Consider the following 23,924-nt stretch of genomic DNA (forward strand, 5'->3'; position numbering starts at 1 on the left):
CCAGCTTAACTTAGCCTAGGCGGTCAATAATTCCTGAGCTGTGTTGGCCACCTGTTCCACCTGATCCTGAGCCAACTGTTGCAGTAGGCTTTGGCGATCGGGATGTTCTAGATGACCCACCGCCAGGGCTAAACGATAGCGCACTTGCCAGTCTTCGTCTTGTACTAAGGAGGCAAGCAGAGGTAGGGCTTCCGGGTTGCCCAATTCTCCCAACGCACTGATGGCCGCCGTTCTAATCAAGCTATTCTCAGAATCAAGGGCGATTTTCAGCAGGTCGAAGCCCCGGCGATCGCCCATTTCCCCCAGGGTGGCCACAATGCTCATCTGCAAGAGCCATTCAGGAGTTTCTTCGTAGGCTTTTTGCAAGTCAGGGTAGGCGGCGGTTAATTTTAGCCCCCCAATCACGTCGGCGGCCACCGATTGCACATCAATTTCCGGATCGTTAAACAGCCGATCGCGCAGGAGTTGCAATGATTGTTCCAAATCGGCTTTACCCACCGGATCCAGTTGACTAACAGCGGCATAGCGGATGCGGGGATTGGCATCGTTAACCAAAGGTTTCAGCAGGGGAAAAGCTTCGGCCGGCTCCAGGGCCCGCAATTGATTCAAGCCCCGGACTTTATCACTAAAATTATCCGAACCCAGTAATGCTTTGATGGCGGTGAGGGAATCACTCATAACAAGATTGGAAAAATCAACTAAGGGCTAGGGTTAGGAATTAAGACGGGCTGGACCAGCCTGGTGGATGGAAATGCTGGAGGTCTGCCAATTGTAGGACTTTTGTGGGGTAGCTGCCAAAAATTTTAAGCACTTCTGTGTATTGTTTGAGCTTTTCTAGGGCTTCCTGGAGTCTGGGTTCCGTTTGGCTGGCTTCTAAATCCATAAAAAAAACATATTCCCCCAAAGACCTTTTGGTGGGGCGGGATTCAATGCGACTCAGGTTAATATTCCTCTGGGCCAGGAGTTGCAGGGGAGCTACTAGGGCTCCGGGCACATTGCGGGGAACACTAAAGGCAAGGGTGGTATGGCTTCCAGCAAGATAACCCTCTGAACTGATCGCCCAGAAGCGAGTGCAATTGTCAGGATAATCTTGAATGTCCGTTTGTAGTACAGAAAGATCGAATAGGGTGGCGGCCCTAGGAGAGGCGATCGCCGCCGCTGTGGGGTCATCACCAATAATCTGAATCGCTTCAGTGGTGGAATTGGCCGGCACCAAACTTACCTGGGGAAGATGAGCCCCCAACCATTTCTGGCATTGCCCCAGGGCTTGGGGATGGGACACAACCTTGGTTAAATCCGCCAAAAGTTTTCCCCGGCTGAGCAAAACATGGGTAATGGGCAGCACTAATTCCTGTTGTATTTTTAAATTTTCCGCCGCCCAAAGGCAGTCCAGGGTAATGGCAATGCCTCCTTCCGTCGAATTCTCCACCGGCACGATCGCCACATCCACCAAGCGTTGGGCCGCCGCCTCCAGGGTTTTGCCAATGCTGGGACAGGGAAAAAACTCCACCGCCTGCCCAGTGCGCTCCTGATGCTGTTCCCCATAAACCAGGGCGACGGTTTCCGTGTTGGTTCCCCTTGGCCCCAAATGTGCAACGACCAATGGCGGCATAAATTCTCCCCAGGAAAGCTGGTACAGAAAATGTTATCATTTTGCAGTGGAATTAGGTTGCGCCGAAGTAGCTCAGTGGTAGAGTAGCTGATTCGTAATCAGTTGGCCGTGGGTTCAAATCCCATCTTCGGCTTTGTTTTTTCAGTCCGCCTACACAATTTTCCCTAAATTTGCTCCAGTCTTTTTAGAACAGATAAAAAGTCTAAGCAATTAGGCCTATACTTACTCTAATGTCGGGTGCTATACCACAAGGCCCTCGACGAATTGACACACTGAAGCGTCGGGAAATTTTAGGCTGTGGGGGCAGTGCAATTATGGCCAGACAGGATTACTGGGCTCCGATTCATCGTCATGAACTGGTTCGCTGGATTAAGGGCAGTGGCAGTGCGAGTTTTTGGCAGAATCCCCTCCTACATAATATTCTTTTAAATCTTCTGGTAGCTCTGTTTTATGTTGTAGGAATTAGGCTGAGCGACCAGTTAGTTAGCACTCTATTGCCGGGAAGAATTTCCCCTGTTTGGTTTCCTTCTGCCCTCACCTTTGGTGTGTTTTTTCACTTTGGTCATTGGGTTACCCCCGGCATTATTCTTGGCTCAGTGTTGGGTTTAGTTTCAGTACTTTCTACCTTTGATCCGCCCCCTAGTATTGCTCAATTTCTGGTCTTGGAAACAGCTTTTGCCTTTGCCAATACTCTTCAGCCCTTTATAGGGGATCTCTGGCTAAAAAATAAACTGATATCAGTTGCCCAAAAGGAATCTGTGACCATTATCAAAGACAGTGACAGCATACAAGAACCGTTGGCTATCCTCAATCCATTCCAAAGGGTTTCCACCACCCTTGCGTTTGTTCAGGGGGCCATAATTGGTCCGTTTTTGTCTGCGGTTATTGGTGTTACCACTTTACTTTTAATGGGCATTATTGCTCGGGAAAACTTTTTCTATTCCTGGATAACTTGGTGGTCCAATAGTGTGCTGGCAATTATTGTCTTCACACCAGTGTTAATTAATATTCGATTTTATCATTTTCGTCGTCATCATTTTTTCAACACTAAGCTAGTTATCTCCCTTGTTTTAACTTTTTTGGTTTGGTTTCTATCGTTTTATCATTCCTTCCCCGTCGCCTACATGTTTTTGCCACTAATTCTATTTGTGGTCTTTCATTTTGGTGACTTCTTTGCCAGTATTTTTGTTGCTTTCTTTGCTTTTTTTGCTATTTTTGCCACTGCCCAAGGCCAAGGTTTATTCAACCAAGATTCCGGCAATAACTCGATTATATTTCTCCAACTGTTTACGGCGGTCATTTCCATGACAGCATTGTTTTTCTCCGCTATTATTCAAGAAAAGAAAATTGCCCAACAATCCCTCTCCCGGGCAGTAAAAAATTTAGAAAATGAAGTGCAGAAAAGAACTGACAAGTTGGCTGCTGCTAACAAATCCTTGGAATTGGCCAATATTGAACTTAATAAATTAGCCCACATTGACGGTCTAACCCGTATCCCTAACCGTCGTTATTTTGAGCAACAATTTGCTGAAGAATGGCAGATTTTCCTGGGGAGGGGCAAGAGTCTAACGGTGATGATGGTGGATGTGGACCATTTCAAGCTCTATAACGACCATTATGGCCACAGTCAGGGAGACATTTGCCTCGCGGAGATTGCCCAAATATTGCAATGCTGTATCCGTCAACCAGGATCTGATTTTGTCGCCCGTTACGGAGGGGAAGAGTTTGTCTTAGTCTTGCCGGAGGTAGACCAGTTCGGGGCGATCGCCATTGCCCAAAGAATTAAAACTGCCCTACAAACCAGAAATATTTCCCACCACGCAGTTGATCTGGCCGGCAATGTCACCTGTAGCATTGGCATCGCTGTAGCCCATTCTAGATTTGCCAGTAGCAAGGAAACCTTGCTCAAACAAGCAGACCAAGCTTTGTATTGTGCAAAGCAGGCAGGCAGGAATCAATATTTTCTTTTCGACCATGCTGAGGAGTGAACCAACATCATTCACCGCCCCAGTTAGGCATTGGGCGGATTACCTATTTTGTTTGGGAAAGACACTTCAAGAACCACACATCCTTCCTCTGTTTTAAAAGGCCCATGAATTTCGCCGGGGGGTCTGCTAGCATAGTGGCCGGTTTCTAACCACATCTCAAAGGCTTAATCATATAGGCGACCGCTCACGATAAATACCTCTTCGGGATAGTCATGACTTTTGCTTCCCAACGGTGTTGTGTCGGCCTTGGGAAAAAAGCGGGTTAAACGGGTATATTCACCTGTTTCACCATCGATACTCAGTGTTATTTCTTTGGCCATGCCTTCAAGACCTTCGATGGGATGCCACTCGTTTTGATTGTTTGAAGTTAACGGGTTCCAGTAAGTGACGGTTGATTTAGCCATTTTCATGATTCTTTATCTACAATACTTTTGCTAAAAATCATCACAATTTGCCATAGCGCCAGCCGTCGATGATATCAATCAACTCATTGGACCAAGCATTGGGGTTACGGTCTTGGTAAATGCTCCAGATGGATTGATAGTACCAAAGAATGCCGGATTTACCCCGATTAAACTTTTGCCAAATTTCATCTCCATGGCGACGTAAATCAATGGCGATGGTGCGGGCATTGTGGAGGTTATCTGCCAAGGAAATTTTCAGCACCGCTAGGGAAGCCTGACGCATTTTTTCCAAATGTTCTTGCTTTCGTTGTTCCCAGGGAGGCTTGGGTGTGGTGGTACTGTCTGAACAGTCTCGGACTAAAGCCGCCACCGTTCGGCCAAATTGATTTTCGATCATGGCCAGGGTTTCCATGCCCCCTTGGTCTTCCACTGCATCATGGAGCAAAGCGGCGATCGCCTCATCTTCACTGCCTCCCATTTCCAATACCAGGGCTGTCACCCCCAACAAATGACTGATGTAGGGCACCCGGGAACCTTTGCGGCATTGTTCGGCGTGTAGTTGGTTGGCCAATACCAGAGCATCACCAAAGCGGGCAGTGAGAGGAGTAGGATTTGATCGATTCATGGAAATTACTAATGCCAATCTTGCTAATCCAGGTAAAGATCCGCTGTAGCTAACTCAAACAAAGGGAAGAGGAAGGTGGAAATTAGGTAATTACCTGCTTAAACTTCCTCAGGATTTATTTTAGTCCAATTTTATTTAAATTCGCGTTGAGATGTTCATAGAGGGTAGTGCGTTGTTGATAGGGGCGACCAGTGGAGATGATGGCATTCTGCAGTTGGGTGGCGGTCAGACAGGTTCCCCCTTTAGCCCCGGCCATGGTGGTGATGTGTTCTTCCATCAGGGTTCCGCCCAAATCATTACAGCCCCATTCCAAAGCGGTGGTGGCTCCCGTCAGCCCCAGTTTGACCCAGCTTGGTTGGTGATTGACAATCCATTTTCCTAGATACAAACGGGCAATCGCCATAATTTGTAGGGCTTGATCTAAATCCGGCTGGTCTCTGCCGACCCTTTTCCTCAGGCTAGGGGGCGCTTTTTCCCCCACAAAGGGCAGGAGGATAAATTCAGTAATACTGGCGGCATAACCTTGGGCTAGACTTGTTTGTTGCCTTTGGCGTAGGCGATCGAGGTGGGTAATAATCTCCTCTGGGGTTTCAACGTGCCCTGCCATGAGGGTACTGGTGGTGGGTAAACCGTGGCGATGGGCTAAACCGATGATCTCCAACCAAGTCTGACTATCGATTTTTTCCGGGCAAATAATACGCCTTACCCGGTCCACCAATACTTCTGCTGCCGTGCCGGGTAAGGAATCCAACCCAGAGAATTTGAGGGCCATTAACACTTCTCCATAGGTCAAACCATCCTGGCGGGCGATAAATTGAATTTCCTGGGGAGAAAAGCCGTGGAGATGGAGCTGGGGAAATTGTCCCTTGATGGTTTCGACTAAGTTGACGTAATAGGCCAAGCTGGAACCATTAATTTTTGCCTGGGGATTTAACCCCCCCTGGAGACAAATTTCCGTTGCTCCCTGGGCCACTGCGCCCTTAGTTTTGTTGAAAATTTCCGAGTCGGTTAACCAGTAGGCTCCCGTTTGTCCGTCATCCCGACGAAAAGCGCAAAAATTACAATGTTGCTCGCAAATATTGGTGAAATTAATGTTGCGATTGACCACATAGGTGACCGTTTCCCCTACCAATTTCCGCCGTAGGCGATCGCCGTATTGCCGGATCACCTCCCAACCTCCGGGATCATCACATTGCAAGAGTAGCAAACCCTGCTCAGGAGTCAAATCTTCCAGGGCCAGGGCTTGGGCGGCCAGTTCTTCAATCAGGGTAAGGTTGACGGTAGATAGCACCATTGGCCTGGGTTAGGGAAGGAAAGATGGGCGGTCTTCCACAGTGTAACCTCAGTTTTGCCCGATGCCTTTTTTCAAATTGGCGATCGCCTGGTTGGGCTCAACTTCAAGCCATTTTCTAAACAAGCCCTAACAATTTTCGTGGAGAATGAGACGATTTCCCGCTGGATCATAAAGATAAATTTCTCGCCCGTGGCTGGCATAGGTAATGTTGTTTTCAGCGATAGGGAGATGGAACTTACCAATGCTGGCGATCGCCGTGGGTAAATCAGCCACTTCTAAACAAAGGCTAAAGCCACTACGGTCAGAACAGGAAAATTCCTGGGCATGGTCTGGGTGGGGGGAAAAAATTGCCAATACCATCCCTGGCAACTGAAATTCACCATAACGTCCGGGGGAGTAGGGCTGGGGTTCTTGTTCCAGAAGAGATTGATAAAAAGCCACCACTTCAGCAAAATTAACAGCACCAATGGTGAGAAAAGCTTTTTTGCAGAAAACCATGGCGCTGTGCCCCATTGCTAACTTTAGGAGTACGGTTAACTTTGACCGGGTTGCCTCCTCAGAAAATGGCCGGGGCAAAGCAGTCTGACCCCAGCCTAGCGCCATCTCTGGGTTAAAATCCTCTCAGGTCAAGTAATGTTAAGATTGGCCAGAAAAAATGTGGTGCCAATTAGTAACTCGGTTTTGTTTGACCCTAGCTGGCGATCGCCTAGGTGGCCGTAGCTGACTAGTTTTTCCCCTGTAATTGCAGATGAATAAGACCTTTAACCTCCCTATTGCCCGCTATTTCCAGTCTGGTCTGCCACTGCAACGGTTGCCCCTTCAGTTTTGGGCGATTTTTCTGATTTTGATGTCGGGGGGAATCGGTCTGGCTTCCACCAATTGGTTGTTGGTTTTGCCCAAAAGTCCCCAATGTAACCGGGTGTTTTGGCCGGTGGCTTCGGCGTCCATGCGGCTTTACTGTGCCCAGTTATCGGCGGAAGAAAAAACCGTTGATGGGCTGTTGCGGGCCATTAATCTTTTGGCAGCCTTGCCCAAGGATCATCCCCTGGCGGTGGAGGTGAACCGTAATATTGAAGCCTGGGCCACGGATTTATTGGATTTGGCCGAGGATTTTTTCCAAAAAGGACTACTGGAAGAGGCGATCGCCGCAGCGGAGAAAATTCCCGACCATGTGCAGGCCTACGACTTGGTGGAGGAAAGGATTGCCGCTTGGCGGGGCCTTTGGCAGGAAGGGGAAACCATCTATGGCGAAGTGGAAAATGATCTACGCAATTCCCGTTGGAATAGTGCCTTTCGCAATGCGGTGCGTTTGTTGAATCTGGATAACACCTTTTGGGCTACCACCAAATACGACCAAGCTATCCGCAATATTCAAATTGCCCAGGAGGAAAGTAGTAAATTAGACAATGCCTATCGCATTCTGCGCCGGGGAGGTACGGATAATTGGCTCAAGGCGATCGAAGATGCGGCCAAAATTCCCAAAGATAGCTACGCCTACCAAGAAGCGCAGAAATTAATCGCCCAAGCGGTGGATAAATTAACCGGCTCCATTGAAACCATGATTGAGGGTCAAGATTGGCAAACTTTGAACAGTACCCTGAGTCGTTTGCCGGAATCTTACTTTCCCGCCCAAGATTTAAATGATTGGCAAATTCTCGCCACAGCCGGTTTGGAAGCTCAAATGGGCACAGTGGAAGGTTTAGGATTGGCCATTACCACCGCAGAAAAGTTGACGGATAGTAGTCGCCCCTACTATGCCCTCGCCCAGGAACTGGTTAAGGATTGGCGTCAGGAAGAAACTGCTCTACAACAGTTGGCCCAGGCCCGCAACACCGCTGAAATTGGGACCGTCAGCGCCCTCAACCAGGCGATCGCCCAAGCCAAATTAATTACCCCGGATAACCCCCGTCATCAAGAAGCGGCCCGGGACATTGCCAACTGGACAGAGCGCATCCAAATTGATGAAGACCGGCCGATTTTGCGGCAGGCAAGGGAATTGGCTAATGGGGGCAATCTAGAACAGGCTATTCAGCAAGCGGAACGGATTGGCAGGGGCCGAGCTTTATATTCCGAAGCCCGCCAAAGCATTAATCAATGGCAGGCCACCATCCAGCGTCGCATTGACCAACCCATCCTCGACCAGGCGATCGCCTTGGCCAATGCCCAAAATTATGAAGCGGCCATTAGTACCGCCCGTCAAATAGAAGGAAACCGGGCCCTGTCCGGGGAAGCCCGTCTGCAAATTAGCCGTTGGCAAGCAGAAATTAACGCCCAAAACAACCTGAGGAGGGCCCAGGAATTGGCATCTTCCCGAACCGTGGATTCCCTTGGCCAGGCGGTGCAACTGATTCGCCAAGTCCCCCGTAGTAGCGATGTTGGTGGTCAAAGGTTGCAGTTGGTCAACAATTGGAGCTATCAAATTTTATCCCTAGCCCAGGAACAAGCCCAGTCTGGTAACTACCAGCAGGCTATCCGTGCCCTCCAGCAAATTCCGGCTGAAAGCGCCGCCTATAACAGTGCCCAAAGCTTTTTGCAGGAATGGCGCAGTTTTAACCAACCTTCCCCGGTTCCCCTTACCCCCGTCGCTCCCCCTGCCCCTAGGGTTGAGTCTCCTTTGTCGACGGAATCAGAATTGCCTCCCCTGGAGAGTCCGCAAAATTAACCCCTGATAGGACTGTCTTAGCCCTATTTTGGGACGACCGACCAGGAAGATCTCCCCCTTGTGATAGCTTGGTAAGGCTTTGGCAATCATTGCTTTCCCTAAGCAGTTGCTCTGCTGTCCCCAAACATTAACCAGATTAAAGATTAGCCCTATGGTTGAGCTTGCGCCTTCCCCTGAAGCCATTACCGCCGCGCTGGAAATTCCCGCTGACATTAACTTTGCACTGCCCGATCCTGCGGACGAAGAGATCCAAGAGCACGAGTTTCAGCAACAGTTGGAGGATTTTTGGCAACTGTGTGAGCGCTTTGATCTGCAAACGGAAATCTGGCGGGGTCGCATTCTCCGGGCGGTGCGGGACCGAGAAAAAATTGGTGGTGAAGGTCGGGGCACTGGCTTTTTAAATTGGCTCAAGCAACGGGAAATTTCCAAAGCCCAGGCCTATGCCCTCATTCAGCTGGCCAATAGTGCCGATACTTTAATCACTGAAGGACAATTAGACCCCAATTCCATCAACAATTTCAGCAAACGGGCCTTTGTGGAAACCGCTAAGGCTGATCCGGAGGTGCAAAAGTTAGTCAGTGATGCGGCCCATAACGGCGATCGCATTACCCGACGGGAAGTGAAGCAGTTGGCCGATGAGTGGACTGCCATGAGCTCGGAACTCTTGCCCGATGTGCTCAAGGAAAAAGCCACCGATGGCACCGTCTCCCCCCGACACTTAGCCCCCCTGGTGAAGGAACTAGAAAAAGTACCAGAAACCCATTTGCAAGCCCTCCAGGAAGAGGCGATCGCCTCCCCCGATGTGGACACGGTTAAATATCTCACCACTTCCGCCCGTAATTTGTCTAAATATTTGGATGCGGCGGCCAAGGTGCAAACCCTGAAAGCTTTTCCGCTGGATATGGAACTGGCTTTACAGGAAGCCCTACGGTTGGATTGCCTCAACACTGCGGCGGATTTGCTCAAACAGGCCACCCAACTAGAACAATCCGTAGGTAAACTGTTCACCACCTGGAAGCGTTTAGCGACTTTGTCCGATCGCCTCTATGTGGACACCGGAGCTAGTACCCCCAACCTGCGTTCCCTGTTGACGGCTATTGAAAGTCTCACCCAGGAAGTGATTGAAGTGCCCCTGGATGAGGATGGCAACAACACAGTGCGTTTAAAAATTACTTGTTCAGACGGTCTAGCAACCACAGGGACGACAACAAACCAGTGAAGTGGGCAATGATGGTGTTGATGTTGGCCTGAATAGCGAGGAGATCCGTAGACTGAACAAAGCGGTTGGGGTCAGCGGCGGAGGCAAAGGTTCCCGGTGGTACACTGAGGGCTTTCCCCAACACAATGCCACTCATGGCCGCTCCCCCAATGATGGCGGTACCCATGCCCACTAAGTTGATGATTAAGCCAATACGAATCAGTTTGAGAATATCGGCCCGGCGGGGATGCTTAGTGGCCTCCGAGTCCTTGAGGTTACGCCCTAAGCGACGGTAGCGAGTGGAAAAGAAAATGCCAAACCCCAACAGGACAATGGAAATAAAGGCTGAAAGGATGCCCGCTTCAATACCTGTAGTGCGGTTGGGGCCACTTAGACTAAAACCAGCAAACAAAAACGTGACTACGGAAAAGGCTCCCAAAACAATCTGCACCCAAAAGCCGATATTGCCCCAGGTGGTCAAGTCTACGGAGGCCCGCAAGGCGGCCTGGGGAATGGGATTGGCCAATTCGGTGTTGCGTCGGTTCATGGTGGGGGCATAGGCGTTGACTTGTAAGTATTTTAGCCGTTATCCGGCGTGATCGTAGTCCAGACTGACGGTGCCGGGGAGGATTATTTCCCGTCGTTGACCAATCAGCACCACCAATTCTCCCTGGGCGGTGACGGATTCAATTATGCCAACTCCCTGGGTTAGGCTAATTTCCCGGCCCCGATGGGCAAATAATTGGAGATAATCTACCAAAATGCCTGCAATGCCTTCTCTTTGGTAACGATGCCAACCAAGGGTGAGCCCCGCCAGGGTAATTTCAGCTAAATCCGTCAGACTGTTGATACTCTGGATTGATTCCGCTTCACAAAAGGGCCCTAGGGCAATGCCAGTGGCTGGTACTGGGTTAGTCCAGTTAATGCCCACCCCAATGATGGCGGCGGTGATTCTGTTCCCATTGATTTTGCTTTCGGTTTTAATGCCAGCTAATTTTTTCCCCTTCAATAACAGGTCATTGGGCCATTTAACTTGCACTGGAATACCGTGCTGAATCAGCGCGTGGGCAATGCCCCAGGCACTCCATAGAACTAGATGGGGACCATAACTGATTGGTAAATCAGTGGCTAACCACAGAGATAGGTACAATCCCCCCGGAGGAGACTGCCAAGTCCGACCCCATTGCCCCCGGCCAGCGGTTTGTTCCCTGGCGATCGCCACTAGGGGCGGGTGATAACCCTGATGTCGTAAATCCCAGAGTATTTGGTTGGTGGAGTCGGTACAGGCAGGGGCAATGACCTTTAACCCAGAGAGGATATCCGGGCGGGCCAGGGATATAGGTTGGCCATGGTCTTCCTGCCAAGCTTGATCGAGCCAATCCCCGTTCCCAGGGTCACTGATTTCCGCCATGGGAATTTTGCCCTGACCCTAGGGCACCACCAGCACTGGGCAGGGGGAAAGATTAATTACCCTAGCAGTGACACTTTCCGCCACTCCTTCGGTGGTGAGACCCAAACCCCGACAGCCCATCACGATTAGGTCAGCATTCACCTCATCGGCCACGTCACAGATGGTGAAAGAAGCCATGCCTTCCCGTTCAATGGTTTTGGTGGCAATGCCCTGTTGGGAAAAAACCGCCTGGGCCGCCTCCAGTAATTTAGCCACCGCTTCCGGGGAATCCATGCCATGGGCTTCGTGGTCTTGGCCGGGGGGATTTTTTTCCACCACTGACAGCAGAATTAACTGGCTTTGGTGGATTTTGACTAAATCCGCCACCATCTGGGCCGCATCCCTTGCTTCTCGGCTCCGGTCTAGGGGAAATAAAATGGTTTTGAACATAATGACACCTCCGCTACTCTTACCAATAGCGCGATTAGGCGATCGCCAGCAATTGATCGACATCAAATTTTACAGGCATTGTTTGATCGGTTCACCAACTTTTGGCAAATCAAACTAATTCTGTACCTATTTTTCCGCCACTAAAACCCCCATTAAACCAGCGGCGATGGGATAGTGGACAGCTTTGGCAAACCCGACTTCTAGGGCAAATTGTACTTGTTTAGGGCCAGTGGGAAAGCGGTCCAAACTGGGTTGCAGATAGGCGTACTCTTCAGTTAACCGCCATTGTTTGGCCATGGGCACCACCACATTAGCCAGGTACCAACGCTGAAAGTTGGCCGCCAGAGCATTACCTGGCTGGTGAAAATCCAGGATGGCCACTTTCTTACCCGGTTTGAGCACCCGTTGCAACTCCGTCAGCGCTTGGGGAATATTGCCCACATTCCGGAGGCCGTAACCCATAGTAGCTCCGTCAAATTCATTGTCAGAGAAGGGTAATGCCAGGGCATCTCCTTGCAGCCATTGCATGGGCAAATGGGCATATTTACTTTTATGTTTCCCAGCGGCGATCGCCAATAATTCTGCACAAAAATCTAGTCCAACAACTTTTCCCCTAGTGCCCACCACTTTTGCCCCCTGGAAAGCCAAATCCCCACTGCCACAACACACGTCCAACAGGCGATCGCCAGGTGATACGCCGCTCCACTTCACCGCCATGGCCTTCCAAATATGGTGCTGGCCAAAACTCAAAAATGTGTTGAGGTCATCATACTGGGGCGCAATGCGGGCAAAAATTTGCTGTACGCTCTCCTGAGTCGGTTGGGTTAATAGGGAATTACTCATCCAATTTCCAGATTGGTCAAGTTTCTTTTTAACTCGCCATGGTACTGATGTAAAGTTGGGGCTAATTTAAGGGCGAAGTACCGATTGTTCCAAAACCTCCCTGATGTACTTTTGGTAATTCATTCCTTGAGCGCTAGCGGTATTTTTAACCGCAGTCAAAAGCTCCGATGACAAGCGCAGGGTAATACTTTTGTCCTTAGGGGCAAACTCAAAAGTTGTCTTGGTAAAGTTCTCTGGGACTAAATAGTCTGTCAAATCCTGCTCCAAAAGATCTTCTGCTTCTTGATCACTGTTCATTTTTGGTAAAGGCTTGTTCATATTTTTGTACTTCTCCTTGATGCATATAACGGGCACTGATAGGGCGCAATAGAGTGTTTTCATCCTGAATACGTAAGGTAAAGACGACAAACATGGGCCTGCCAGAATCAGAATAACCAACAGCGAGAAACCTTTCTTCTTGGAGAGAGTGTTTAACATCTGGCGCAATCCAAACTTGATTTTTGAAAAACGCTTCAATGTCAGCTTTGGTCAATCCGTGTTTCTGGCATTTTTGTTCGTTGCCTTCATCCCACTCAAACCCATCAATTTTTGGATTCATGCCCCCAGTTTAACAAATGTATGTACAATTGGCAATACTTTATTGATTTTCTCTCCACTCATGCAAGCATGAAGATAACCAAATAGAAGAACCTAGGGTCTGTTATAGAAATTCTCCTTACTAGTGGAGTGATTTTCAGTTCCGCAATGGGATAAAAATTTCGTAACAGCCAATGCAATCAGAGCCTCCAGAAAGGATTATGATCTGCTCCGTGCCGTTTTTTCAATGACAATTTGCTATGTACGAAAAACTTCAGCCCCCCAGCGTTGGGTCAAAAATCACCTTTGTTGCAGGTAAGCCCGTAGTACCCAACGATCCGATTATTCCCTACATCCGGGGGGACGGCACCGGGGTTGATATTTGGCCCGCTACGGAATTAGTCATCAATGCAGCGATCGCCAAGGCCTATGGCGGCGAGAGGAAAATCAACTGGTTCAAAGTCTATGCCGGGGACGAAGCCTGTGAATTGTACGGCACTTATCAGTATTTACCGGAAGACACTTTAACAGCGATTAAGGAGTATGGGGTAGCCATCAAAGGGCCTCTCACAACCCCGGTGGGCGGTGGTATCCGTTCCCTAAACGTGGCCCTGAGACAAATTTTTGACCTCTACACCTGTGTGCGGCCCTGTCGTTACTATCCCGGTACTCCGTCTCCCCACAAAACCCCGGAAAAATTAGACATTATCGTTTATCGGGAAAATACGGAAGATATTTACCTAGGCATTGAATGGGCGGAAGGTACGGAAGGGGCGAAAAAGTTAATCGCTTACCTTAACGATGAACTGATTCCCACAACTCCAGCTTTGGGCAAAAAACAAATTCGCCTCGACTCTGGCATTGGTATTAAACCGATTAGTAAGACTGGTTCCCAACGGTTGGTGCGGCGGGCTATTCTCCATGCATTGCGCTTGCCGAAAGCAAAACAGATGGTGACGTTGGTCCATAAGGGCAACATTATGAAGTTCACCGAAGGGGCGTTTCGGGATTGGGGTTACGAGTTGGCTACGACGGAATTTCGGGCGGAATGCGTTACGGAACGGGAATCTTGGATTTTGGGCAATAAGGAAAGTAATCCGGACTTAACCATTGAGGCCAACGCCCACATGATTGACCCCGGTTATGACACTTTGACCGAAGAAAAACAAGCGGTCATTAAACAAGAAGTGGAGCAGGTTTTAAATTCCATTTGGGAATCCCATGGTAATGGCCAGTGGAAAGAAAAAGTCATGGTCAATGACCGCATTGCCGATAGTATTTTCCAACAGATCCAAACCCGCCCCGATGAGTATTCCATTCTGGCGACCATGAATTTGAACGGGGATTACCTTTCCGATGCCGCCGCCGCTGTGGTGGGAGGTTTGGGCATGGGCCCCGGAGCTAACATTGGGGATAGTGCAGCCATTTTTGAAGCCACCCACGGCACTGCCCCCAAACATGCTGGTTTAGACCGGATCAACCCCGGCTCTGTGATCCTTTCCGGCGTAATGATGCTGGAATTTATGGGCTGGCAGGAGGCCGCTGATCTGATTAAAAAAGGTATCGGAGCGGCGATCGCCAATCGGGAAGTTACCTACGATTTAGCCCGGTTAATGGAACCGAAGGTGGATAAACCCCTAAAATGCTCCGAGTTTGCCCAGGCGATCGTCAGTCATTTCGATGATTAATTTTCAATCAATAACCCACCATGATTGCTCACTCCCCATCTGCCCCATTTCCCAAACTTAGCCCAGAGGAATATTTGCAATGGGAAGAACGGCAGAGGGAGAAGCACGAATATTTTGATGGGCAGATCTATGCCATGGGGGGCGGCAGTAAAAACCACAGTGTCATTAGTGTCCGCCTATCGACTTTATTTTGTAATCATCTTGATGGCGGTGATTGCGAAATAGGTAATTCAGATTTAAAAATTCAGATTGTCAACACCCAAAACTACACCTGTCCCGATGTCAGCGTCACCTGTGATCCAAGGGATCGGAAGTCAACACAATTTATTACCTATCCCTGCCTGGTTGTGGAGGTTTTATCCCCCAGTACCGAAGCCTATGACCGGGGTGGCAAATTTCGGCTCTATGCCCATAATCCCATGTTGCAGGACTATCTTTTGGTCAGCTCCACCAGTGTGGAAATTGATCTCTATCACAAAAATGATGACGGTGATTGGTTAATCCTCAATTATCAGGCCAGTGATCGCCTGGAACTGAAAAGCATTGGTTTGAGCTTTGCCGTAGATGTCATTTACCGCGGTTTAGCCTTTTAAAATCCTAAAGGCGATCGCCATAGATCCACCAAAGGACGTGCTAACCGATAACCGTATCAAATTTTAGTTGTTTTGGTTAGCAACAAACCGATTAACCAGTTCAACATCAATATCTAACTCCTTGGCAATTTCGGCGATTGTCAACCCCAATTTTTTCAACAAAGGTATAGTTTCTAGTTTTGCCTCCAGCCTTCCTTCTAATTTGCCTTTAAGTAAGCCTCTTTGTTCCCCTTCCTGTAGAATTTCCTGATAAACAGCGGATTCCTTCATAATTTCACTCCTTAGAATTGTCTTGATCAGCTCAGGGGTCAGCAGAATTCCTCCAAAAACAGAGGTTGCCGCCATGAGATTTGCCTTAACTCGATTATCTTCAATCTGTTCCAATGCAGTCGCCACTTCCCTCAATTTTAATGTAGGGTCAGAGGTCTGCGTCAATACCGCTAGGGGCAATAGCCCTGGGCTTTGGAGGAATATCTCCGAGGGGTGCTCCCAGAGCCGGATCGCTTGGTAACGGTGCACAGTCTCTCCCAACTGAAAACTATCCTGATAAACCAAGTCATTGTTACTACGTTTCAGGTAGATGACAAATTGGTGCATCGTCTTCTGGGGGAAACGGCGATAAACCCTTACCCGATAGTCCAACATCCGAAAGCCCATGGTGGGGTCAGGCTCCGTTTGGAATTCCAGATGCAACACCAAGTCTTCCGATTGCTCCAAAATCAGAGAGTCAGCCCGAATTGGCTCCAAAGATAGTTCCGTCGGACTCAGCTTAGTCAATTTAATGGGTCGTCCCAGTAACCAGGCGGCATAGTCTTCGGAAAAGGATTCAGCGAGGAATTTGCAGAGATTGTCAAACATAGCCGAATTCTACTGGTAATCTCCTAGAGATCCGCCAGGCGATCGCCAGAAAATTGGCAAAAATTTAACAAGGTTAGGCGAGGAAAAACCTAGGTCAAAGAACTTATTCACATGGATAGAGCCCATTCTCTGACTTCTATAGGGAAAATCTCAAAAAAAATTCTCAAAAGTTTACAAAGTTTAATATAATCGGAGGAAGATCACTAGGTATTTATTCTTATTACCATGTTGGAACACTTCCCCTGGCTGACAACGATGATTGCCCTGCCGTTAGTCGCCGCCCTCTTCATTCCGTTAATTCCCGACAAAGACGGGAAACAAGTCCGCTGGTATGCCCTTGGTGTGGGTCTAGCGGATTTTGTTTTGATGAGCTACGTTTTTTGGACTAACTACGACATCAGCAGTACCGGTTTTCAGCTCCAGGAAAAATTTAGCTGGATTCCCCAATTTGGGCTCAGTTGGAGTGTTTCCGTGGATGGCATCTCCATGCCCCTAGTGTTACTAGCCGGACTGGTTACCACCCTTTCCATCTTTGCCGCCTGGCAGGTGGACCATAAGCCCCGCCTCTTCTACTTCCTAATGTTGGTGCTTTATGCGGCCCAGATTGGCGTGTTCGTGGCCCAGGACATGCTCCTACTGTTCATCATGTGGGAACTGGAATTGGTACCGGTTTACCTCCTAGTTTGTATCTGGGGTGGCCAAAAACGGCAGTATGCCGCCATGAAGTTTTTGCTCTACACCGCCGCCGCCTCCGTATTCATTTTGGTTGCCGCCCTGGGCTTAGCTTTCTACGGTGATGTAACTACCTTTGACATTGCGGAATTGGGTCTGAAAGATTACCCGATCGCCTTAGAACTGTTTTTATACGCCGGTTTACTTATTGCCTTTGGCGTTAAATTAGCCATTTTCCCTTTCCATACCTGGTTACCCGATGCCCACGGTGAGGCCTCTGCCCCTGTATCCATGATTTTGGCTGGGGTGCTGCTGAAAATGGGCGGTTACGGCCTAATTCGCTTGAACCTTGGTCTGTTGGAAGATGCCCACGTTTACTTTGCCCCTATTTTGGTCATCCTTGGGGTAGTTAACATTATCTACGGTGGTTTCTCCTCCTTTGCCCAGGACAACATGAAGCGCCGCTTGGCCTACTCCTCCGTTTCCCACATGGGCTTTGTGCTCCTCGGTATTGCTTCCTTCACCGATTTGGGCATCAGTGGAGCCATGTTGCAAATGCTTTCCCACGGTTTAATCGCCGCTGTGCTCTTCTTCCTGGCTGGGGTTACCTACGACCGTACCCACACCCTTTCCTTGGCCCAGATGGGTAACATTGGCAAAGTAATGCCCACGGTTTTTGCCCTCTTCACCATGGGTGCTATGGCTTCTTTAGCCTTACCTGGCATGAGCGGTTTTGTGAGTGAATTGGCAGTATTTGTCGGCGTAAGTTCCAGCGACATTTACAGCACTCCTTTTAAAACGGTGACCGTGTTCCTGGCAGCTGTGGGCTTAGTACTCACCCCGATTTACCTGTTGTCCATGTTGCGCCAACTTTTCTACGGCAACAACATTCCCCCTTCTTGCAATCTGGAGCAGGACAATCTGTCTGCTAATTCTGACCAAGAAGCGGTTTGTTTTGGCACCAGTTGTGTGCTCCCCGGCAATGCCATCTATGATGATGCCCGGCCCCGGGAAGTATTCATTGCCGCTTGCTTCCTGTTACCCATCATCGCTGTGGGACTCTATCCCAAGTTGGCCACCCAAACCTACGATGCCACCACGGTAGCGGTGAACAGCCAAGTGCGCCAATCCTACGTGCAAATTGCGGAAACCAATCCCCGGGTCTATGCCGAAGCATTAACTGCTCCCCACATTCCCACCACGGACTTTGCCACCGTCAAAGTTCAACCCTAGTGATCTAGTCTTTTGAGTTAATCAGACTACTTGAGACTACTGTGTGATTTTCTTAAATAAATTAAATAAAGGGGAGTGGGGGAATTTAATCTCCTGCTCCTTTTTTGTTTGGGACTCTGAATCCTTGCCAATATCGGGCACAAAGCAAGGTAGACATTACCAACATTGCCAGTCCCAACCCCCCGTGCATCTGGCTGGACTGAGTTGACCAATAACGGGTAAAAACGTCCCCCGCTAGACCCACACAGCCAAAATATAAACCGATGCCCACACCGGTCTGATTACCCTGGAGAATTTCCAGTAGCAAAGGAATTAAACCATTGTTTAAAATGCTGGAACCCAATAACCAGGAGAAGGCGATCGCCGGTAACCAAAATCCGTTTAACAAACAGAACAAAGTCAGCACTAAAAGTCCCAAAGCTGTGGTGAGGGATGCCACTGGATGACCTGTTTTACGGATTAACCACCCTGCAGGTAGGGCCATTAATGCCAACAGAAATTGCAAACCCATTAAGCCATTACTAATTCCCTCCAATTGTTTGGTTAAAACTAGCATTAACACCCTAGTGCCCCAGGTGGTGCCAATGGCAAATAGAGCAATATTGACCATGGCAATCCAAGGAAAAGCTCTCACCGTTGCCGGACTTATTGCCTCTTTCTTTTCAATTGGTGGTAAAACTCGACTTAAAAATAGGCTGGCCCCCAATAGCACTACTGAACCGAGTAAAAAAGCTGGTAAACTCCCCAAACTTAATAACCACTTACCCATCGGTTGCCGAAATGTAGCAACTATCCCTCCCACCAAACTCAAAACTCCCATGGCTAAAGGCAGTTGGTTGGTTGGCGCACATTGACCAATCAGCACCATGGTGGGACTACGAAATAAGGTCATAGCTATGGCCCAGGCGATCGCCAGGCTGGGGAGTAAGAACCGAGCTACGTTGGCAATGGGCAGGAAAAATACTAAGGGAATTAAGAGGAAAAAACCGGCGGCGAGAATCACCCCCAAGGAAATTAATGGGAATCGAGTGCCTAAATTTTGCTGTTGGCGATCGCTCAGGGCCCCAAAGAGAGGTTCCATCACCACCCCCAAAACCATTTCAAAGGTTAGCAATCCCACCACAAACTCCGGCGAGAATCCCCAGCCCTTGAGCAAGTCCCCCAGGTAAAGGCGGTAAGTTATCCACATCAAAGTTACTGAGCCCTGAACCAAGGCAATGCCCCAAACCCGCCGCCACAGAACCGCAGAATACTGACCCATGGGTAATTCCAAATCCTATTCAAGGGGGATTTAAGTTGCTGTTGTTAACGTTGAAAACTATTTACCAATGCTTGCCACTGTTGGAGCCGAGCCTATCGCATTTACTCCACCAAATCAATTGACTATTGACAGAATCTTGAACAATGCCTGGGCCAGGAACCGTTGCAACCAGTTACATTAAGAAATGTAAAGAAAATTTCCCCACTGTCCTTTTCCCATGGTCCCTAGCAATGCTGAATCTCAATCCGTAGTTGTAATTGGTGCTGGCATTGGTGGTCTGACAACGGCGGCCCTGTTAGCCCAACAGGGTTATCGAGTCAAAGTTTATGAACAGGCGGCCATAGTGGGGGGTTGTGCATCCACCTTTCGGCGACGGGGTTTTATTTTCGATGTGGGGGCCACCCAGGTGGCGGGCCTAGAGCCAGGGGGAATTCACCACCGCATTTTCCGCCAGTTGCAAGTGGATTTGCCGGAAGCAACCCTGTGCGATCCCGCCTGTGCAGTTTTTTTGCCAGGGGAAAAGCAACCGATTAACGTTTGGCATGATCCTGAGCGATGGCAAAGGGAAAGGGAACAGCAATTTCCAGGGAGTGGCAGATTTTGGCAGTTGCTACAAACGTTGTTCCAAATTAGTTGGCGTTTCCAGGGGCGAGATCCTGTATTGCCCCCCCGCAGTATGTGGGATTTGGGCCAGTTGTTGGGGGCATTGCGGCCGGATACCCTACTCACGGCTCCCTTTGTGCCTCTCACGGTGGGGGATACCCTCCGATTATTGGGTTTGGGGTCAGACCAAAGGTTAAAAACTTTTCTTGATTTACAGTTAAAACTCTATTCCCAGGTGGGGGCTGATGAGACAGCTTTGTTATACGCCGCTACGGCCTTGAGCGTTTCCCAAGGGCCCCAGGGTCTATGGCATCTCCAGGGCAGTATGCAAACCCTAGGCGATCGCCTGGTGGAAGCGCTGAAAAACCATGGAGGGGAATTATTTTGCAGTCAGCGAGTAGAGCAGATCCATTGTGGCCAAGGCTATGTAGAGGGGGTGACGGTGCGGGACGTAAGGAGCGGAGAAGTACGTCAAGAAAAAGCCCAGCAGGTGGTGGCCAATTTAACGGTGCAGAATTTACTCCAAGCACTAGATCAACCATTACCCGGTTATCAAAAAAGAGTGACTAATTTACCCTCGGGCTCGGGTGCTTTTGTCATCTATTTAGGCGTCAAGGAAGATGCCATTCCCCCAGACTGTGCTCCCCATCTACAGTTTTTGTACGATCACCAAGGCCCCATTGGCGAAAATAATTCTCTCTTTGTCAGTGTTAGTAAACCAGGGGATGGCCGGGCTCCCCGGGGCTGTAGAACTGTAATTGCTTCTTCCTTCACCGACGTGGCCCCCTGGTGGAATGCTTCCCGGGAACAATATCAGGCTCTCAAGGAAAGTTACACAACCACGGCGATCTCCAGATTGGGAGAATATTTCAATTTGGATGAATCCACCATTGTTCACCAAGAAAGTGCCACTCCCCGCACATTTGACCGTTACACTGCCCGGGACCAAGGCATCGTCGGCGGAGTAGGCCAGCGTTTGACCACCTTTGGGCCCTTTGGCTTTGCTCCCCGTACCCCCATTCGTAACCTTTGGCTAGTGGGGGATTCCGTGCATCCGGGGGAAGGCACCGCTGGGGTAAGTTACAGCGCCCTCACCATTGCCCGGCAAATTTGTGCCAGTGGAGCAACAAACTCCTAGGGTCGGGTTAAGATGGGGAGAAATTGTTCATTGCTATCGATATCACCATTGCCACTATGGACCTACTCCTTTCTACCCTCGTCAGCTTCATCAACATTTACCTGGTGTTGTTATTTGTCCGTATTTTGCTGTCCTGGTTTCAAACTGCGGAGTGGGCTGGCAACATCATGGGCTTTCTCAGCCCCGTGACCGATCCCTATTTAAATATTTTCCGCTCCTTTATCCCGCCCCTGGGAGGCATTGATTTTTCCCCCATTCTGGCCATTTTTGCGTTGCAGTTTCTCCAACAGGCCCTCAGCAGTGTGGCGGGTCCCTACGCTGGCTTCTAATTGACATAATTCCGGTGGCTAAAAATCTGATTGGTGGTTAGAGGCCCCAACCTCCAGTTCCACTGACCATGGTTCACAAATCTTCCCTCTGTTACGCCAGGGGGATTTTATTTGTCCAGGTTACTATTAATAATAAATTTTGTTAGTGAGTAGAGATTTCCATCAGCTAGAGCTATGACAACCCAGGGTAAAGGGGAGTATTACCAAAGTTGAGACTCGGCTAAATTTTTCTTCCTAATCCTTGAAAGTCAAGCAGTATAAACTTTTAAGATCCTTTGCGCCCAATCAGAAAGATTTTTTCCTCAGGTTTTACGAGCAAAATAATAAGATTTATTTATGTCGTTTGGTTGAAGACCTAATTAAATAATCAGAAAATTACTCATTATATCTCCACTGCTGATAAAATTATTGAGAATTACTTTTATTAGAGGAGTGAAAAAGTTCAGCCACCATGGTCCAAAAGTTATCCCGTCGCCTATTTTTGTCCATTGGAACCGCCTTCACCGTTGTGGTGGGTTCCCAGTTGCTCAGTAGCTGTGGCCAATCCCCTGATGCCCCGATCGCCGACACACCAGGGGAACAGCAGGAGATCAATTTATATTCATCCCGGCACTACAACACCGACAACGAACTGTACGCCAAATTCACCGCAGAAACGGGCATCAAAGTTAACCTGATTGAAGGTAAGGCAGACGAACTGCTGGAACGGATTAAGTCTGAAGGGGCCAACAGTCCGGCGGATGTGCTCCTCACAGTGGATTTGGCTCGTTTATGGCGGGCCGAAGAGGACGGCATTTTTCAGCCGGTGCAAAGCGAGATTTTAGAGACTAATGTCCCGGAATATCTCCGCTCCCCGGACGGGATGTGGTTTGGTTTCACTAAGCGGGCCCGGGTGATTATGTATAACAAGGGGAAAGTTAAACCGGAGGAGTTGTCCACCTACGAAGAACTAGCCGATCCCAAATGGAAAGGTCGGGTGATTATCCGTTCCTCCAGCAATGAATATAATCAATCCCTGGTGGCTTCCTTGGTGGTAGCTGATGGGGAAGAGTCCACCTTGGCATGGGCTAAGGGCTTCGTCAGCAATTTTGCTAGGGAACCCCAGGGCAATGACACAGCCCAAATTGAAGCAGTGTCTTCCGGCGAAGCGGATTTGACCTTAGCCAATACCTATTACATGGGGCGGCTCCTGGAAAGTGAAGATCCGGCCCAAAAGGCGATCGCCGAAAATGTGGGGGTATTTTTTCCCAACCAGGAAGGGCGGGGTACCCACGTCAATGTCAGTGGTGTGGGCGTAGTCAAAACTGCCCCTAATCGGGAGGGAGCGGTCAAGTTTATTGAATTTCTGGTCAGCGAACCGGCCCAGGCATTTTTAGCACAAAATAACTACGAATACCCGGTTTTGGCTGGGGTTCCCCTGAATAAATCTGTGGCTTCCTTTGGGGAATTTAAGTCTGACACCACCAGTTTGGACAAGTTGGGCCCTGCCCTAGCCCCTGCTACCAAAATCATGAACGAAGCAGGCTGGAAGTAGGATTCCAAGGTCCATTGGCAATGGTTGAGGAAAGCATTCGCTCTAATTCTTAGCCATTGTCATCGGGCTACCGATTAGCCCTCATGGGGAAGGCTGTCGATCTTGCCATTTTTGCCACAAATCCGGCCGCCTCTGTTGGGTTCGTTCCTCCTGCTGTTCCAATCGCCATTGGGCGATCGCCTGGTGGTTGCCGGAAAGTAACACTGGGGGCACGGCCAAGCCCCGGAACACTGGCGGCCTGGTGTAGTGGGGATAATCCAACAGATCGGTGCTAAAACTCTCAGCGATTAAAGATGCTTCTTTGCCCACGGTGCCGGGTAGTAAACGGATGACACCATTAATTAAAGTTAAAGCGGGAATTTCGCCACAGGTGAGCACAAAATCCCCCAGGGAAACCTCCCTTGTCACCAGTTGGCAGACTCTTTCGTCCACCCCTTCGTAATGGCCACAGATCAACACCAATTGGTCATAGTTCGTCAATTCCCGAAACAAAGCCTGGTCCATGGGCTGTCCCTGGGGAGTCATTAAAATCACTTCCCGTTTGGACAGTACTGGCAACGATTCCACCGCCGCAAAAATAGGCTCTGGTTTGATCACCATACCCACCCCACCGCCGTAGGGTTCATCATCCACCCGGCGATGTTTATCCGTGGTGAAATCCCTGGGGTTAATCAAATTAACGCTGGCGATCGCCTTTTCGAGGGCTTTACCTAGAAGGCCAGATTGCAGGGGAGAAGTAAAAAAATCAGGAAACAGGGTGAGAACGTCAAACTGCACAGAGGGCAAATCAAATTAGATCAAACTGGTGACACACCATACCACAAACACTGGCGATCGCCGTGATCATCAAAGCAACAAAGGGGTCTTGCCCCTGATTAACGGCAAAGGAAGTCACAATGCCTGCCCCCAGGGCGGAAACCAAACCAGCGCTGATTAAATCTTTGTTGGAACGATCAAACATGATTTTTAACCC

The 23,924-nt window shown here is 49.2% G+C and carries 25 protein-coding genes and 1 tRNA gene; 10 read left to right on the forward strand and 16 right to left on the reverse strand.

Annotation, left to right across the window (positions count from 1 at the left end; translation table 11 throughout):
* Window positions 1-15: 15 nt before the first annotated feature.
* Together nblB and pheA are read right to left on the reverse strand one after the other, a co-directional pair.
* Entirely contained in the window at window positions 16-678 is a 663-nt protein-coding gene (nblB, locus tag SYNPCCP_RS01265; protein WP_010871452.1) for a phycobilisome degradation protein NblB, read from the reverse strand.
* 40 nt (window positions 679-718) lie between these two features.
* Complete coding sequence (pheA, locus tag SYNPCCP_RS01270; protein WP_010871453.1) at window positions 719-1,612, reverse strand: prephenate dehydratase; 894 nt, start codon at window positions 1,610-1,612, stop codon at window positions 719-721.
* A gap of 61 nt (window positions 1,613-1,673) precedes the next feature.
* Here pheA and SYNPCCP_RS01275 point away from each other — a divergent pair.
* Together SYNPCCP_RS01275 and SYNPCCP_RS01280 are read left to right on the forward strand one after the other, a co-directional pair.
* A tRNA-Thr gene (locus SYNPCCP_RS01275) sits at window positions 1,674-1,745 on the forward strand.
* A gap of 181 nt (window positions 1,746-1,926) precedes the next feature.
* On the forward strand, window positions 1,927-3,600 hold the full coding sequence (locus SYNPCCP_RS01280) for an MASE1 domain-containing protein (RefSeq protein WP_020861399.1): 1,674 nt from the start codon (window positions 1,927-1,929) through the stop codon (window positions 3,598-3,600).
* Between the two features lie 164 nt (window positions 3,601-3,764).
* Here the strand turns inward: SYNPCCP_RS01280 and SYNPCCP_RS17510 are convergent, their stop codons facing one another.
* The 4 genes from SYNPCCP_RS17510 to SYNPCCP_RS01300 all read right to left on the reverse strand — a co-directional run bounded on the left by SYNPCCP_RS17510 (window position 3,765) and on the right by SYNPCCP_RS01300 (window position 6,436).
* A complete protein-coding gene (locus SYNPCCP_RS17510; RefSeq protein ID WP_223211325.1) occupies window positions 3,765-4,004 on the reverse strand; it encodes a hypothetical protein in 240 nt (79 codons plus the stop codon).
* 40 nt (window positions 4,005-4,044) lie between these two features.
* Window positions 4,045-4,629 (reverse strand): HD domain-containing protein, encoded by a 585-nt coding sequence (locus SYNPCCP_RS01290; RefSeq protein WP_010871455.1) that lies wholly within the window; start codon window positions 4,627-4,629, stop codon window positions 4,045-4,047.
* A 115-nt stretch (window positions 4,630-4,744) separates the two neighbouring features.
* Complete coding sequence (gene cofH / locus SYNPCCP_RS01295; protein WP_010871456.1) at window positions 4,745-5,923, reverse strand: 7,8-didemethyl-8-hydroxy-5-deazariboflavin synthase subunit CofH; 1,179 nt, start codon at window positions 5,921-5,923, stop codon at window positions 4,745-4,747.
* Between the two features lie 126 nt (window positions 5,924-6,049).
* On the reverse strand, window positions 6,050-6,436 hold the full coding sequence (locus tag SYNPCCP_RS01300; RefSeq protein WP_223211326.1) for a VOC family protein: 387 nt from the start codon (window positions 6,434-6,436) through the stop codon (window positions 6,050-6,052).
* Between the two features lie 235 nt (window positions 6,437-6,671).
* On the opposite strand from SYNPCCP_RS01300, the gene SYNPCCP_RS01305 reads away from it, so the two are divergent.
* Window positions 6,672-8,585: a hypothetical protein gene (locus tag SYNPCCP_RS01305; RefSeq protein WP_010871458.1), complete on the forward strand. Its 1,914-nt coding sequence runs from the start codon at window positions 6,672-6,674 to the stop codon at window positions 8,583-8,585.
* 151 nt (window positions 8,586-8,736) lie between these two features.
* Window positions 8,737-9,804, forward strand: a complete 1,068-nt coding sequence (locus SYNPCCP_RS01310) for a hypothetical protein (RefSeq protein WP_010871459.1) — start codon at window positions 8,737-8,739, stop codon at window positions 9,802-9,804.
* Here the strand turns inward: SYNPCCP_RS01310 and SYNPCCP_RS01315 are convergent.
* The 6 genes from SYNPCCP_RS01315 to SYNPCCP_RS17520 form a co-directional block, all read right to left on the reverse strand.
* Complete coding sequence (locus SYNPCCP_RS01315) at window positions 9,755-10,330, reverse strand: DUF3611 family protein (RefSeq protein WP_010871460.1); 576 nt, start codon at window positions 10,328-10,330, stop codon at window positions 9,755-9,757. The two genes, SYNPCCP_RS01310 and SYNPCCP_RS01315, sit on opposite strands and share 50 nt — an antisense overlap.
* Before the next feature lie 39 nt (window positions 10,331-10,369).
* Entirely contained in the window at window positions 10,370-11,194 is an 825-nt protein-coding gene (locus SYNPCCP_RS01320) for a biotin--[acetyl-CoA-carboxylase] ligase (protein WP_010871461.1), read from the reverse strand.
* An 18-nt stretch (window positions 11,195-11,212) separates the two neighbouring features.
* A complete protein-coding gene (locus tag SYNPCCP_RS01325) occupies window positions 11,213-11,686 on the reverse strand; it encodes a universal stress protein (RefSeq protein ID WP_010871462.1) in 474 nt (157 codons plus the stop codon).
* A gap of 63 nt (window positions 11,687-11,749) precedes the next feature.
* Window positions 11,750-12,466, reverse strand: coding sequence for a bifunctional demethylmenaquinone methyltransferase/2-methoxy-6-polyprenyl-1,4-benzoquinol methylase UbiE (gene ubiE / locus SYNPCCP_RS01330; protein WP_010871463.1), 717 nt, complete (start codon window positions 12,464-12,466; stop codon window positions 11,750-11,752).
* A gap of 66 nt (window positions 12,467-12,532) precedes the next feature.
* Window positions 12,533-12,784, reverse strand: a complete 252-nt coding sequence (locus SYNPCCP_RS17515; RefSeq protein WP_041425763.1) for a CopG family antitoxin — start codon at window positions 12,782-12,784, stop codon at window positions 12,533-12,535.
* On the reverse strand, window positions 12,753-13,064 hold the full coding sequence (locus SYNPCCP_RS17520) for a BrnT family toxin (RefSeq protein ID WP_041425764.1): 312 nt from the start codon (window positions 13,062-13,064) through the stop codon (window positions 12,753-12,755). The genes SYNPCCP_RS17515 and SYNPCCP_RS17520 overlap by 32 nt, the downstream gene beginning before the upstream one ends.
* 238 nt (window positions 13,065-13,302) lie before the next feature.
* Between SYNPCCP_RS17520 and SYNPCCP_RS01345 the strand changes: the two genes are divergently transcribed.
* Window positions 13,303-14,730 (forward strand): NADP-dependent isocitrate dehydrogenase, encoded by a 1,428-nt coding sequence (locus SYNPCCP_RS01345; RefSeq protein WP_010871465.1) that lies wholly within the window; start codon window positions 13,303-13,305, stop codon window positions 14,728-14,730.
* Window positions 14,731-14,750: 20 nt separating this feature from the next.
* Window positions 14,751-15,323 (forward strand): Uma2 family endonuclease, encoded by a 573-nt coding sequence (locus SYNPCCP_RS01350; protein WP_010871466.1) that lies wholly within the window; start codon window positions 14,751-14,753, stop codon window positions 15,321-15,323.
* A 63-nt stretch (window positions 15,324-15,386) separates the two neighbouring features.
* Here SYNPCCP_RS01350 and SYNPCCP_RS01355 read toward each other — a convergent pair whose 3' ends face one another.
* The gene (locus SYNPCCP_RS01355) at window positions 15,387-16,181 is read right to left on the reverse strand and encodes an Rpn family recombination-promoting nuclease/putative transposase (RefSeq protein WP_010871467.1); all 795 of its coding nucleotides are present in this window, start codon (window positions 16,179-16,181) and stop codon (window positions 15,387-15,389) included.
* Between the two features lie 225 nt (window positions 16,182-16,406).
* Between SYNPCCP_RS01355 and SYNPCCP_RS01360 the strand changes: the two genes are divergently transcribed.
* A complete protein-coding gene (locus SYNPCCP_RS01360; RefSeq protein ID WP_010871468.1) occupies window positions 16,407-18,086 on the forward strand; it encodes an NAD(P)H-quinone oxidoreductase subunit 4 in 1,680 nt (559 codons plus the stop codon).
* An 85-nt stretch (window positions 18,087-18,171) separates the two neighbouring features.
* On the opposite strand, the gene SYNPCCP_RS01365 is transcribed toward SYNPCCP_RS01360, so the two are convergent.
* The gene (locus SYNPCCP_RS01365; protein ID WP_010871469.1) at window positions 18,172-19,347 is read right to left on the reverse strand and encodes an MFS transporter; all 1,176 of its coding nucleotides are present in this window, start codon (window positions 19,345-19,347) and stop codon (window positions 18,172-18,174) included.
* 217 nt (window positions 19,348-19,564) lie between these two features.
* Here SYNPCCP_RS01365 and crtD point away from each other — a divergent pair, with 217 nt between their 5' ends.
* From crtD to SYNPCCP_RS01380, 3 genes are all read left to right on the forward strand, one after another.
* Window positions 19,565-21,088, forward strand: coding sequence for a C-3',4' desaturase CrtD (gene crtD / locus SYNPCCP_RS01370; protein ID WP_010871470.1), 1,524 nt, complete (start codon window positions 19,565-19,567; stop codon window positions 21,086-21,088).
* A gap of 56 nt (window positions 21,089-21,144) precedes the next feature.
* Entirely contained in the window at window positions 21,145-21,417 is a 273-nt protein-coding gene (locus SYNPCCP_RS01375; RefSeq protein ID WP_010871471.1) for a YggT family protein, read from the forward strand.
* Window positions 21,418-21,868: 451 nt separating this feature from the next.
* Complete coding sequence (locus SYNPCCP_RS01380; protein WP_010871472.1) at window positions 21,869-22,951, forward strand: Fe(3+) ABC transporter substrate-binding protein; 1,083 nt, start codon at window positions 21,869-21,871, stop codon at window positions 22,949-22,951.
* 81 nt (window positions 22,952-23,032) lie between these two features.
* On the opposite strand, the gene trmD is transcribed toward SYNPCCP_RS01380, so the two are convergent.
* Together trmD and SYNPCCP_RS17395 are read right to left on the reverse strand one after the other, a co-directional pair.
* A complete protein-coding gene (trmD, locus tag SYNPCCP_RS01385) occupies window positions 23,033-23,728 on the reverse strand; it encodes a tRNA (guanosine(37)-N1)-methyltransferase TrmD (protein ID WP_010871473.1) in 696 nt (231 codons plus the stop codon).
* A 10-nt stretch (window positions 23,729-23,738) separates the two neighbouring features.
* A complete protein-coding gene (locus SYNPCCP_RS17395) occupies window positions 23,739-23,912 on the reverse strand; it encodes a hypothetical protein (RefSeq protein ID WP_010871474.1) in 174 nt (57 codons plus the stop codon).
* Window positions 23,913-23,924: the final 12 nt, after the last annotated feature.

Source organism: Synechocystis sp. PCC 6803 substr. PCC-P (assembly GCF_000284455.1).
In the GTDB taxonomy this organism is placed as follows: domain Bacteria; phylum Cyanobacteriota; class Cyanobacteriia; order Cyanobacteriales; family Microcystaceae; genus Synechocystis.